Below are 14,309 nucleotides of genomic sequence, written 5' to 3' on the forward strand. Positions count from 1 at the left end.
AGAAAAACTATGGAAGAACTATTATCGAAAAAACACTATCATTGTAAACTAATTCTAGTATTAAAAAAAAATGTAAACCTATTCTAGGTATTAATTAAAAACTGTAAACTTTTTTTAGGACGATACACATAAATAAAATCCGCGTCAATCAGTTTTATCCGCGTCATCCGTGTTCCATCAGGTTGTTAGTTTTAACCGCAAGGCACGCAAAGGAAAAGTCGCAAGGTTCGCAATGCTTTGCGCTTTGTGGAAAAATTGGTGTTTGTTTCAACAACAAATAAAAAAAATCCGCGTCATCCGTGTTCCATTTATTCATATAGCTAAATTCAATTTGCATAGATTTTTAATTATTTTGTGGACTTTGTGTAATTCTTTGCGACCTTTGCGGTAAATTACAATCGTCTATTTTGTCACAAATTATTTCTATAACCGCCCTGTCCTCCATTTCCCCTTTGGGCAACGACCCGAAGACCATTTGGGAAAACTATCAAAATCGTAAAACTTGTTTTTCTGAGCAGTTTTTAGACCATCAAAATACTTGCGTGGCTGCTTTGGATTCCGCTTCACAACAAGAAGTTTTGGCTTTACAACAAACGGATATAAAGTACAAATCATTGGATAAGTCGGTGTTGTATGCTATGGTGGCGGCAAGAAAAGCGATGGCTCAGGCAGGTTGGGAAAAAGGAGGGAGTTTTGGTATCAACATTGGCTCTTCAAGAGGTGCCACCGATTTGTTCGAAAAACATTTTCAGGAATATTTAACGACCGGCAAAGCCCAGACTTTAGCTTCACCAACGACTACTTTGGGGAATATTTCGTCTTGGGTAGCACATGATTTGCAAAGTACCGGTCCCGAAATTTCGCATTCCATTACTTGTTCTACTGCTTTGCATGCTTTGCTCAACGGAGTCGCTTGGTTGCGAGCAGGAATGGCGAATCAGTTTTTGGTAGGTGGTAGCGAAGCACCCTTGACTGATTTTACGATAGGCCAAATGCGCGCTTTGAAGATTTATACTCAAAATAAAGAGGAGTATCCCAACCGTGCTTTGGATTTGGATAAAAAGCAAAATACAATGGTTTTAGGTGAAGGTGCGGCAGTATGTTGTTTAGAATTAGGACAAAAAGAAAATGCCTTGGCTTTTATTGAAGGCATAGGTTACGCTACAGAAATTTTGGAGCATAACATTTCAATTTCGGCAGAAGCTATTTGTTTTCAAAAATCGATGGCAATGGCTTTGCAAAACACCCCTTTATCTGAAGTAGATGCTATTGTAATGCACGCTCCTGGTACCATCAAAGGTGATTTGACAGAATATCGTGCCATAGAAAAACTTTTCGGAAAAGCTTTGCCATTACTCACTACAAATAAATGGAAAATAGGCCACACGTTTGGTGCCTCTGGAATCTTAAGTGTCGAAATGGCCATTTTGATGCTGCAACACAAGCAGTTTATTTCCACTCCTTTTTTAAATCAAAATTCCGATTCAAGAACGATTCGCAAGGTGCTCGTTAACGCCGTTGGTTTTGGAGGTAATGCCGTTTCGGTGTTGTTGAGTTTGTAAAATTTGTTGAACTGTTTAGACGGTTAAATTTTAGACACAGATTCCACAGATTCCACGGATTTTTTTAAGAGTTAATTTTTTAAAGCTTTGGTTCCTTTGCGTAAATCTTTGTGAACTTAGTGGTTAAATTTTTTACCACAAAGAAACACGAAGAAGTCACGAAGCTACACAAAGCAATACTATTGAACTTTGAGTCCCTTGCGTCCTTGCGGTTAAATTTTTTAGACACAGATTCCATAGATTTCACGGATTTTTTAAGAGATAATCATTCAAAGCTTTGCGTCCATTGCATAACCCTTTGCGAACTTTGCGGTTAAATTATTCTGTAACTATAAACAAAAATCCGCGTTAATCTGCTATATCTGCGTCATCCGCGTCCCATTTTTACTAGAGTAATCTATCCCACAGCTGAAAAAAAAAGCCAATGGTGTTCACTTCTAACCAAAAAAATAAATCTCGACTGTGCGCAATGTGGTAATAAATATGCTGGATTTTCACAACGCACTACTCACTTCTCACCAATCACTATTCACTTTTTTCCAATTCCTTTACTTTCTCATAAACTAAGTTACTCTCAAAACCACGACGAAGCATATAATCACAAAACTTCTTCCTTTTTTTAAGCGCATTTTTTTCCGAAATAGAGTGCCAATTCCTTTCGGCTAAAGCATTAAAAGTTTCCAAATATTCCTCGGTTGAGATTTCTTTTAAGGCAATTGTAATCAAGGTATTGTTGATGTGGCGCATTTTGAGTTCGTTGGTAATGCGGATTTTTCCCCAGTGTTTGATGCGATGTTTGCCACGGGCAAAGCTACAAGCGAAACGCGATTCATTCAAGAAATTTTGTTCGATAAGATGCACAATAAGCTGGTCTATTTCGTGGGATGCTAAATGCATACTTCTCAATTTGGTCAGCACTTCTTCGTGACAGCGCTCTTGATAGGCGCAATACTGTTCTATTTTTTGTTGGGCTTGAAGAAGGGTGAGTGTTGCTGCCATCTTGTAATTGTTGGGTTTGTAGGTCTTTTGCCTACAAAAATAGCGATTTATGCCCACATAACTCCTTTTGATGATTTTAGTTAGGGTTAGGTTAGTACAAAAATGAATTTCTAAACACTATAAATGAAGCTTTTACTTGTGTTTTAGTCAATATTGGTTACTTTTGCGCTGAACTAGCTCGTGTAAACGAAACCTTGTTTTTGGTGATACGTTTTTCAAGCTTTGTTTTTAAAATTTCTAAACATTTTTTTATGAAAAGAATTTTATTTTTTGCGGTGTTGTTGATGGTTCAATTGGGGTTTGGGCAAACTACTTATTATTCAAGAGCAACAGGTAACTGGAACTCAGCTGGGACTTGGTCAACAGTAAGTTTCGCCAGTTCTACAAATGCAGGTACTTTTCCAGTGGCTGGAGATATTGTTAATATTGGCGGAGGATTTACAATTACTTTAACTGCTAACGCTTCATGCGCGAGTGTAACATTTCCTGCATCTGCATTAGCGAGTACCTTAGCAATCGGCACAAATACTCTAACAGTTTCTGGTGCTGTGGTAATGCAGGCTGGAACAGCAGCTGCAACTAGGTCTATTTCAATTGGTAATTCACCAGGTACTTTAAATGCTGAGAGTATTACTATTGCAGGGGCTAATACAGCAACATTCGTTAATACTATTACCGTGGCAACAGGTACTATTAATGTCACAGGAGATGTAACTTTTAATAGTGGGAATCAATCAGCTTCTGCTAATCTAAATACAACAGGGGCAGCCACAATTAATATTGGTGGGAATTTAACAAGTGGAACAAATAACGGTCGCCTTGGATTAAATAACTCTGCTACTTGGAATATTCGCGGAAATTATTCCTTTGCAGGAACTTTATCAAATAATAACAGAATGAATCTTGTTCTTAATGGAACAGGAAACCAAAGCATTAATGGAATTAACAATTTTAGAAGGCTATCAATTAACAAGAGTAGCGGAACTGCAACTGCTCTTGCTTCAATTGTATTAAATAATGTGGGATTAGATGTTACTCAAGGAGCTTTAGATTTATCAACATTTACGCATACTGGTGCTGGAACACTCACGGTCTCTAATAATGCTTTTTTAAGAGTCGGAGGGACAGCTTCATTACCAACTTTCACTACATATACAATAGATGCTGGTAGTACAGTAGAATTTTATGGTGGAGCCCAAGCACTTACTGCAACATCATACGGTAAACTAACCCTTTCCGGGAGTGGTGGGAAGACTTTCCCAACAGGAACTACCACAGTGAATGGCATATTATCTATTGAAAATGGTGCAAATGCAAATACTTTTACAGGAAGTCTGTCTTATGGTTCTGCTGCTACTTTGCAATATAATACTGCAACTTCACGAACTGCTGGGGCAGAATGGATAACTCCATTTGCATCAGCTGGAGGCGTTATTATTGCTGGAACAGGTGTAATAACAATGAATAATGCAAAGACATTTACTACCAATATACCACTTACTATTAATAATGGAGCAAGTTTAAATACTAATGGTAATTCTCTAACATTGGGAGGGAATTTTACTAGAAGTGGAACTTTCACAGCAGGTAGTTCAAATATAACTATTTCTGGTAATGGTATTCAAAATATAGCTGGTTTTACTACAACAGGATTAGTAAGTTTTACAAAGGATGGAGGTAAGGCCACACTTACAAGCAACACAACAGGAGGAAACTTTTCGATTAATCTCGGAGCTATATTAAGTTTAGGAACAGGATTAGTGCATACTGCTACTGGCTCGCTGACACTAACTGGAAACCCTGCAGGAACAGTAAATGGTTCATGGGGAGGTAATGGTTCAGCTGCAACAAATATTAGACCTTCTTATTTTGCATCTGCAACTGGTATTTTAAACGTTACTACTTCTACAGCAGTAAATGCACCAATCGATAATAATTTTGCTTCCTATGGCGCTTTGGGTGAAATAGGAGGAACAGTAGGTGAATACTCAGGTGTATTAACGCTTACAGCCCCTAATGGGACCGTTTTCATTAATACTAAATTTGCAAGCTATGGTACACCAAACGGGGTTTTTCCTTATTTTACTATAGGGACATGTCACGCAACAGGTAGTCGTTCAGTTACTACTGGGGTATTAGGCAATACTACTGCCTCTTTTGGTATTGGCAGTTATAATATGTTTTTTACTCCAGATCCATGTGTAGGTACGGTTAAAAACTATAGTGTTGTATTAACGTATGCTTTGCCAATATGCTCAGGCTCTAGTCCTGGTCTTATTGATGGTTCTACCCCAACTGGAGGAACAGTTGGAAGTCCATATACTTATGTTTGGTCTCGAAGTTCAGCGGTAAACGGTACTTATACTACAATTAGTGGTGCTACTAATGAAGATTATACTCCAGGTGCATTAACTGCTACGACATTTTACAAAAGAACGGTAACATCAGGAAGCTATACAGATGAAACAATAGTTATTGTACCAGTTATACAAGCCCCCACTGTTGCCCCTACAATTACCAGTACATGTACAAACAGTACCCTACGGGTAGCTGCATCATCTATTCCAGGAACTTATGTAGAATGGTTTACAGATTCGTGCGGGGGTACACTATACGCAACAGGAAATGAGATAACTCCAAGTTCTTTAGGAACTTATTATGCCAGATATAGAAATACTTGTGGGACAAGTCTTTGTGGAAGTATAACTATAACCGCTCCAGTAAATCCTATTGTTATTACGGCAGCTACAGTGCCTGATATTTGTACAAGTTCTGTGATACAAGATGTAAATTTAACCTATACTTATACAGGAACCGCTCCAAATCGATACAGTATCGTTTGGGACAGGTCAATACCTAATTTGCTTTTAGATGATATTGATTTTACTATTACTAGTCCTATAGTGTTAAATATACCTGCTAACACACAAGCTGGTACATATACAGGTGTTTTAACAATGAAAACTAGTGGTAATTGTATTAGTGAAGATAGAATCTTTACAATTAAAATTGGTAAAGCAGCAAGTGTAACTTCATCGACACCAGTTATATGTGTTAATTCGCCTTTAACCATAACTTCTACTACAACAGGAACAACGAGTATTGGTTCTGCAACTGGCTTACCCTCGGGAGTAACAGCATCATTTGCATCCAACATCATCACAATAAGTGGTACGCCAACAGTGTCAGGAACGTTTAATTATAGTATTCCATTAAATGGCACATGTCCAGGAGTTGATTTAGCTAGTGGCACAATCATAGTAAACCCTTTGCCTTCAGCTCCTATAGTTGGCATCATCACGCAACCCACTTGTGCATTGGTAACAGGAAGTGTTGCTTTGAGTGGCTTACCATCTTCAGGATCTTGGACTATTACAGCTACACCTGCAACTACTGGTTTGACAGGATTAATTGGAACTAATTTAGATAATACGGTTGTTAGCGGATTAGATGCTAATACTAGTTATACTTTTGTAGTTAGCAACGGTACATGTCCATCAACAGCCTCTACGGCAGCAGTGATTAATGCGGTTCCTACTACCGCCACTTGGAATGGTGCATGGACAGGAACAACGCCTGCTGGTTCTAATCCTTTGCTAACACAGCCTATTGTTTTTGATGGGAATTACACCTCCACAGGTGATATTAATGGCTGTTCTTGTACGGTAACATCGGGTAATGTTGTGATAAATTCGGGACATACGATGACCATAACTAATGCAGTAAATGTTACTAATAATGCTACAACAAGTCTTGTTTTTGAAAACAATGCGAGTTTGGTACAAACCACCGATGCCACGAATACAGGAGCGATAGAGTACCGTCGTATCTCTTCACCTATGAAGAATTTTGATTTTACCTATTGGTCATCGCCAGTAACGGGTCAAAATATTGTTGATTTGTCTCCGAATACTTTGGCGGATAAATATTTTAGATTTAGTGGTTCAGCAGATGATTGGGTATTTTATAATGGTACAATGGTACCTGGCGTAGGTTATATCATTCGTGTTCCCAAGCCAGGCTCACCAGCGCCCGATAATTGGTCAGGTAGTACTTATTCACAACCGGTAGCTTTTAAAGGCGTTCCAAACAATGGCAACTATCCTTTTGCTGTAGGTCCCAACGAATTGAACTTGATAGGTAATCCTTATCCATCAGCTATCAGAGCAGATGATTTTATCAATGCCAATAGTGCGATTATAAATGGTGCCTTGTATTTCTGGACACACAATACAGCGATTACTAATAATACATATACTGCTGATGATTATGCGAGTTATACTTTAGCAGGAGGTACAGGAACAAGTAAAGCGCCAAGTACAGGTTTGGGCGGAACTGTTCCCGATGGATTTATTGCTGCAGGTCAATCGTTTTTTGTAGAGAATTCAATAGCAGGAAGTTTTCAATTTACTAATTCGATGCGTGAAACAGGCAATAATTCACAGTTTTTCAAACAAGCGAATACCAAAAAAACGGCAGCAGTTGAGAAAAATCGAGTTTGGTTGAACTTGACCAATAGCAAAGGGGCTTTCAAACAATTGTTAGTGGGCTACATTACAGGAGCTACCAACGATTGGGACAATTTGTATGATGGACCAAGTTTTGATGGACAAGAGTTTGTGGATTTTTACAGTACCAACCAAGGTAAAAACTTAACTATTCAAGGGCGTGCTTTACCGTTTGAAACTACCGACGTAGTTCCTTTGGGTTATCGAAGTACTATTGCTGGGCCATTCGATATTAGCATCGATAACAGAGATGGTGCTTTGGCGGGTCAAGAGATTTGGTTAGAGGACAAAAAAACGAACACGCTTCATGAATTGACCAAAGGTAAATATACGTTTACCGCCATCAATGGAGTAGAGAACGATCGTTTTGTGTTGAAATACACCAACAAAACTTTAGGTACTGATGATAACGAAGTGGCAGATAAATCGCTTATTGTAAGTGTGAAAAACAAAAAAATCAGCCTTACTTCTTCGGCGGAGGCGATAACACAAGTTCAAGTATTTGATTTGTTGGGCAGAAAAGTATACGATAAATCAAAAATCAACGCGCAAGAATGGTCAATTTCGAATTTGTCTTCAAGCGAACAAACCTTGATAGTAAAAACTACTTTGGCCAACGGTGCTATTAGTAACAAGAAAATTATTTACTAGAGAAATAGCTTTTTAATTAAAAAAACCTTTCAGAGTCAAGTGCTTTGAAAGGGTTTTTCTTTTGTAGTGTAATATATTAATTGGTTGATGGTTTAAACGGCGTGTGGTTAAGGTTTTTACCACCAAGAAACACGAAGAATTCACGAAGCCACACAAAGCAATACTATTGAACTTTGCGCCTTTGCATTTAAATTAAAAATTAAAAAAAAAGCTCTTAGTTTTTGACTAAGAGCAAATTTAATAAAGCTTCAATTTATGATAAAATATTTTTACTTATTCTTAACAGCAGCCTCTATATTTCTTTCTATGGTATGCCCTGGTCTAGTCCATTTTGGTTTTTCTCCAAGCGCATTGTATTGAGAGTCCTCTGCTTCAACCGTTTCGGGTTGCATAATTTTAATAAAAGGTTTTTGTGGTTCCAGGCCTAGTATTTCAAACATTTTCATGTCCTCGTTCACGTCAGGATTTGGAGTTGTCAATAGTTTATCACCTGCAAATATGGAGTTGGCTCCTGCAAAGAAACATAAGGCTTGTCCTTCTCTACTCATATTCATTCTTCCAGCAGATAGACGAACTTGGGTTTCGGGCATTACGATTCTAGTGGTGGCTACCATTCGGATCATTTCCCAGATTTCAACAGGTTTTTCTTCTTCTAATGGGGTTCCTTCAACGGCAACTAGTGCATTAATGGGTACTGATTCTGGTTGGGGATTCAATGTAGAAAGTGCTACAAGCATGCCTGCACGATCTTCGATACTTTCTCCCATTCCGATAATTCCACCGCTACAAACCGTTACATTGGTTTTGCGAACATTTTCTATAGTTTGTAAACGGTCTTCAAAACCACGTGTAGAGATAACTTCTTTATAGTATTCTTCAGAAGTGTCTAAATTATGATTGTAAGCATATAAACCTGCTTCGGCTAATCGTTTGGCTTGATTTTCAGTAAGCATCCCTAAGGTACAGCATACTTCCATGTCTAGTTTGTTGATGGTGCGGACCATTTCTAGTACTTGATCAAATTCTGGTCCGTCTTTTACATTTCGCCATGCGGCTCCCATACAAACTCTAGAGGAACCTCCAGATTTCGCTCTTAATGCCTGTGCTTTTACTTGGCTAACAGACATCAAATCATTTCCTTCGATTTCTGTGTGGTACCTTGCAGCTTGTGGGCAATAGCCACAATCTTCAGGGCATCCTCCAGTTTTTATAGATAGTAAAGTTGAAACTTGTACTACATTAGGGTCATGATTGGTTCTGTGTATAGATGCTGCTTCATAAAGCAAATCCATTAGTGGTTTATTATATATCGCAATGATTTCTTCTTTTGTCCAATTGTGTTTTGTACTGCTCATAGGTGCATTTTTTAGAGCAACAAAAGTAATCAATTTGTTTTGAAGTAACAATCTAGCCTCAGTAAAAGCGGTATTTATTTGGTAAAGTTAATCTGTCACTAATCGATTATTCCAATACAATAAGAGAAGCATGGTTACTACAACGGTTGAGGCAATTCCTTCAAATAGTAAACAAATGCTATAGGTCATAACTGATGGATTTCCGCCAAAAAGAAAGGTTTTGGAGAGTGATTGAACATATTCGTCACCCCCTTGAAGATAACTGTAAACAATTAATCCAATAATGCTCAAGAATACACCAATTAATGAAGTTTTCATTGCAGCTTTGGCGTTGTTGGCCAAAATGACTTCCCCGTCATGAATGTTCATCATGATGGTTCTATTTACACCATATAATACAAAAAGGGTGTTGAATAGACGGAGATAGAACACATCAGATAGGCCAATAATGTTCATGAACAAAAAGTAGATGGCAATTCCCAGAAAAATAAGAAAGCCGTTCTGAAATTCTCTTGAAAGTTTCATAGCGTAGTTTTTAAGTTAGGTTTTAGAGTGTTGAAAATGAATTCAATACCTATAAAATTACTAAAAAAAACGACTCTAAATTTATTTTATGAAAGATTAACTTTTGTTAAGCGATTGATAGGTAGCGATGTAATCCCGAGTATTATTTTCGTCTTTTGCTAGTTGTGCTTTTAGAAAATCTATGTTCAGGAATTTTTGCTCAGAACGCAAACGGTGTAAAATAGAAACTTTAAGCGGTTGGTGGTATAAATCTTTATTGAAGTCTAAGAAATGAACTTCTATGCTTTGTTTTTCGCCTCCCACTGTAGGATTGGTTCCAATGTTCATCATTCCATATACCAGTTGGTCGTTAATGATGCTGCTTACAACGTATACCCCGTTTTTTGGAATTAATTTAAAATCTTCTGCTATGGCAATATTTGCTGTTGGGAAGCCAATGGTTCTGCCTAGCTGCTTTCCTTGAATAACCTGGCCAGAAATTGGGTAAGGATATTCTAAATAGGCGTTGGCTAACTCTATTTCACCTTCTAAAATGGCAGTCCTTATCTTGGTTGAACTAACAGAAATTGCATTTATTTCTTGAGCTGTTATTTGTTCAACTTCGAAGTTATATGTTTTACCATAGGTAATCAAGTCGTTAATATCTGCGGTTCTATTTCTGCCAAAACGATGGTCATATCCAATAATGATTTTTTGAATATTAAATCGATTGACCAAAATGTCTCGAACGAATTCTTCGGCAGTTAATTTTGAAAAGTTGGTATCAAAAGGATGAATGACCAAATTCTCGATGCCTAACTGCTCTAATAATTCGATTTTTTCGGCAATAGTGTTGAGTAGTTTTATGTCTGATTTTTCTTGAAGCACCATTCTGGGGTGTGGAAAAAAAGTAAGCACGACACTTTCGTATGTTCCGTTTTTGGTGCTTTGTGTTATTTTGTTCAAAATGGTTTTGTGGCCAAAATGAACGCCATCAAAAGTGCCTAAGGTAAGAATCGTTTTTTTGGTTGCAACAAATTCGCTTATGGAGTGAAAAATCTTCAAAATGACTAATTTATAAAGTTGCAAATTTATACTATCTATTTTAAAAGAAACAAGATAAAAAGTATCATTTTAAAAATTGCCAAAACTGATTCTATTTTAAATCGATTGCGGGATAGTACTTTTGTTTTTAAGTGGATAATTTAGTAGCTTTTTCTGCGTTGAATTTCTTGTTTTTTTGCTATAAACTATTGCATTAAATATAACTAAAGCTTTTATTTGTGTATCTTTTTTAAGATCGAATTTAATAATTTATCTTTTTTAGATAAAACCCAAGTGGCTATGAAGATAATTGTAGTAACTTTAATGTCTCAAAATCTAATGTTAATGAAAAAAAAGATACTTTTTTTAGTTTTATTTTGTCTTTCGTTCTTTGCTCAAGCCCAAGATAAAGTGTTTTGGAAACCTATTTCTAAAGCTTCAATTTCTAGTAGAAGTTTGTCCAAAGATGAAAGACAAAATGAAGGCGTGTATGAATTGGATACTCAAACTTTCAAATCAACTTTAGCTTCGGTTAAAGAGAAGATGTATGAGAATAGTACAGAGGAGATAAGTTTACCGAATGCAGTTGGTAAAATGGAACGTTTTTTAATATGGGAATCTTCCAATTTTGATCCAATTTTGCAAGCACGATTTCCAACGATTCAGTCCTTTAGTGGAAAAGGAATAACAGATCCTAGTGCTACCGTTTATTTCAGTACATCTGACAAAGGAATACAAACTATGGTTTTGCGTAATAATGGCAAACCTGCTGAGTTTATGGAGCCGATAAAAGGCGAGACTCAAAAGTATGTGTTGTATCGATCGGATAAAAAAGCCAAAGGAGATTTACCTTTGAGTTGTAGTACAGATGAAAAAGATTTAACGTCAAGTTTATTGTCTAAAACGGCAAAGACAAAAATAAGTGGTCGTATTTTTCGAACGATGCGATTGGCTTTGTCTTGTACTAGTGAGTACACTACGTATCATGGAGGAACTGTAGAAGGTGCTTTGGCTGCTATGAATGCAACAATGACCAGAGTCAATGGGGTTTTTAATAGAGATTTAGCTTTAAAGTTGGTGATTATTGCAGATAATGACAAGGTTATTTTTACTAATGCTGCAACGGATCCTTACTCAGCTGTTGTAGGAGGAAAAGCACCTTCGGAATGGGGTCTAGAATTAGAGAAGACGCTTACTAGTAATCTTTTAGGAGCAAGTAAATACGACATAGGGCATTTATTTGGTGCTTCTGGTGGTGGAGGAAATGCTGGTTGTATTGGTTGTGTTTGTGATTCAGACAAGGCAAGAGCTTACACCTCTCCTTCTAATAACAAACCTGAGGGAGACACTTTTGATATTGATTTTGTGGTGCATGAATTTGGACATCAATTAGGGGCTACCCACACTTTTTCGTATGATATTGAAGATACGGGAACCAATGTAGAACCTGGAAGTGGTTCGACTATTATGGGCTATGCGGGAATTACAGATTATGATGTTCAATCCAATTCTGATGATTATTTTGCTTTTGTTAGTATTAATCAAATACAACAAAATTTAGCCCCAAAAACATGCCCTGTTGCAACAGCTGTAACTACTGCTTTATTTGGGGTAAATGCTGGACCTGATTATACTATTCCTAAAAGTACTCCATTCGTGTTGAAAGGATCTACAACTGGAACTACTACAAGTTCTTTTACTTATGTTTGGGAACAAAATGATTCTGCAGAGACTACTTCAGGGGGTAATAGTTTAGCTATAGCTGATAAGGCAGATGGTCCTTTGTTTCGTTCTTTTTTACCAACTTCTTCGTTAACGCGCTATTTTCCATCCTATGATAATGTTTTACTCAACAAACTTACTAGCCCTTGGGAATCATTGAGTAGTATAGGTAGGACGTTGACATTTGTTTTTACTGCCAGAGATAATGCTGCTATGGGGTCGGGTCAAACTGCTTCAGATGAAATGTTGGTAAATGTCAATGCTACTGCAGGGCCATTTGAAGTGACTTCCCAAGCTATTGCTGATTTAAGTTGGACTCAAGGTGCTACTCAAACAATTACGTGGAATGTAAATGGTGCTAATTTATTATCAGGAGCGGCTAATGTAAATATTAAATTGTCTATTGATGGAGGTCTTACATTTCCAATCACTTTAATTGCTAATACACCAAACGATGGCTCGCAATCTATTGTTGTGCCTGAGGTAACTGCTCTGAATTGTAGGATTTTAGTTGAGCCTACCAATTCTATTTTTTATGCTATGAATCCGACTCCTTTTGCTATTGGTTATGCTGTTGTTTCTGCTTGTGACACTTATGCTTTTGCGGCTCCCATTACAATTCCAGATGGAGTAAGTAGTTATACCACAAGACAAATTGTAGTTCCTGCCGATTTGGGTTCTATTACTGATGTTGACGTTGAAGTTGCTTTATCTCATACTTATATGTCTGATGTGGAGTTGGAAATCGTGAGTCCTCAAAATACTACAGTTCGATTGTTGCAAAGGGTTTGTGGTGGTTCAGATGTAGCGTTGACACTAAAAATTGATGATCTTGGTGATGCTCTTCAATGCGCCAACAGCGCTTTTCAGATTATCAAACCTGGTGACTTATTAAGTAGCTTTAATGCTCAAAATCCAGCTGGGACATGGGTTTTACGAGTGAGGGATGCTTATGATAGTGATAGTGGAATAATTAGTTCGGCTTCGCTGAAGATTTGTACTCAAAAGGCGACCTTAGGAACAGAAGAGTTGGGCATTGCTGATTTTAAATTATTTCCTAATCCTTCTAATGGTAATTTTAAAGTCGAATTTTCTAGTGTGTCTAATTTGCCTATTATGGTTTCAGTAGTGGATGTGTTAGGACGAAGTGTGTATCAAAAGCAATATGAAAAGACTACTAATTTTAGTGAGGTCATCGATTTGAAGAAGATAATGGCAGGAGTTTATCTTGTAACGGTTGAAGATGGTGAGAGGAAAGAAGTGAAAAAGATAGTTGTTCAGTAAAGGAGTATTTAGATCTTTTAATAAAAAAACGAAAAAGGAAAACTATTTAAGTGTTTCCCTTTTTTTATTTTCCGTTAAAGCTATTCATGGTGTTGTTAAGTCCAGCGGTACCAAATGATTTGATAATTTCTGTGCTTATTTCTAATCGTTCAGGAAGTGTTGCTTTTTCTTGTTCGTCCCATTCGCCCAAAACATAATCTATTTGTTGTCCTTTTTTGAATTGGTCGCTAATACCAAAGCGAAAACGAGTATAATTTTGGGTATTTAGGATAAGATTGATGTTTTTTAGTCCGTTGTGGCCGCCGTCGCTACCTTTGCCTTTGATACGTATTGTGCCGAAGGAAAGATTGAGGTCGTCCGTAATTATCAAAATGTTTTCTAGCGGAATGTTTTCTTGGTCCATCCAGTATTTTACGGCTTTTCCGCTCAGGTTCATGTAGGTATTGGGTTTTAAAAGCAAGAAAGTCCTGCCTTTGAACTTGTATTCGGCTAAAGCACCAAGTTTTACCGTTTGAAAATCTAGACTTTCTTTTTTGGCTAAAAAGTCGAGCACTTTGAAACCGATGTTGTGACGGGTATTGACATATTCGGCGCCAATGTTGCCTAATCCTACTATTAAAAACTTTTTACTCACTTTCTCAATTTTGTTTTTTGGTTTTCGTGAACCACTGGTTTCATTT

At 37.3% G+C, this 14,309-nt stretch carries 8 protein-coding genes; 3 read left to right on the forward strand and 5 right to left on the reverse strand.

Annotated features, from left to right (window positions below; all coding sequences use genetic code 11):
* Positions 1-407: 407 nt before the first annotated feature.
* Positions 408-1,562 (forward strand): beta-ketoacyl synthase N-terminal-like domain-containing protein, encoded by a 1,155-nt coding sequence (locus tag WFZ86_RS08585; RefSeq protein ID WP_342691552.1) that lies wholly within the window; start codon positions 408-410, stop codon positions 1,560-1,562.
* A gap of 525 nt (positions 1,563-2,087) precedes the next feature.
* On the opposite strand, the gene WFZ86_RS08590 is transcribed toward WFZ86_RS08585, so the two are convergent.
* Positions 2,088-2,561 carry a regulatory protein RecX gene (locus WFZ86_RS08590; RefSeq protein ID WP_342691553.1) on the reverse strand — a complete coding sequence of 158 codons (474 nt, stop codon included), beginning with the start codon at positions 2,559-2,561 and terminating at the stop codon, positions 2,088-2,090.
* Between the two features lie 251 nt (positions 2,562-2,812).
* Here WFZ86_RS08590 and WFZ86_RS08595 point away from each other — a divergent pair, with 251 nt between their 5' ends.
* Positions 2,813-7,720 (forward strand): T9SS sorting signal type C domain-containing protein, encoded by a 4,908-nt coding sequence (locus WFZ86_RS08595; protein ID WP_342691554.1) that lies wholly within the window; start codon positions 2,813-2,815, stop codon positions 7,718-7,720.
* A gap of 269 nt (positions 7,721-7,989) precedes the next feature.
* Here the strand turns inward: WFZ86_RS08595 and bioB are convergent, their stop codons facing one another.
* From bioB to WFZ86_RS08610, 3 genes are all read right to left on the reverse strand, one after another.
* Positions 7,990-9,075: a biotin synthase BioB gene (gene bioB, locus WFZ86_RS08600; protein WP_342691555.1), complete on the reverse strand. Its 1,086-nt coding sequence runs from the start codon at positions 9,073-9,075 to the stop codon at positions 7,990-7,992.
* Positions 9,076-9,162: 87 nt separating this feature from the next.
* Positions 9,163-9,600, reverse strand: coding sequence for a hypothetical protein (locus WFZ86_RS08605; RefSeq protein ID WP_342691556.1), 438 nt, complete (start codon positions 9,598-9,600; stop codon positions 9,163-9,165).
* A 96-nt stretch (positions 9,601-9,696) separates the two neighbouring features.
* A complete protein-coding gene (locus tag WFZ86_RS08610; protein WP_342691557.1) occupies positions 9,697-10,644 on the reverse strand; it encodes a bifunctional riboflavin kinase/FAD synthetase in 948 nt (315 codons plus the stop codon).
* Positions 10,645-10,968: 324 nt separating this feature from the next.
* Here WFZ86_RS08610 and WFZ86_RS08615 point away from each other — a divergent pair, with 324 nt between their 5' ends.
* A complete protein-coding gene (locus WFZ86_RS08615) occupies positions 10,969-13,629 on the forward strand; it encodes a zinc-dependent metalloprotease (RefSeq protein WP_342691558.1) in 2,661 nt (886 codons plus the stop codon).
* A 64-nt stretch (positions 13,630-13,693) separates the two neighbouring features.
* Here WFZ86_RS08615 and pth read toward each other — a convergent pair whose 3' ends face one another.
* Positions 13,694-14,263: an aminoacyl-tRNA hydrolase gene (gene pth, locus WFZ86_RS08620; protein ID WP_342691559.1), complete on the reverse strand. Its 570-nt coding sequence runs from the start codon at positions 14,261-14,263 to the stop codon at positions 13,694-13,696.
* Positions 14,264-14,309 lie beyond the last annotated feature (46 nt).

The organism is Flavobacterium polysaccharolyticum (assembly GCF_038739875.1).
Lineage (GTDB): Bacteria > Bacteroidota > Bacteroidia > Flavobacteriales > Flavobacteriaceae > Flavobacterium > Flavobacterium polysaccharolyticum.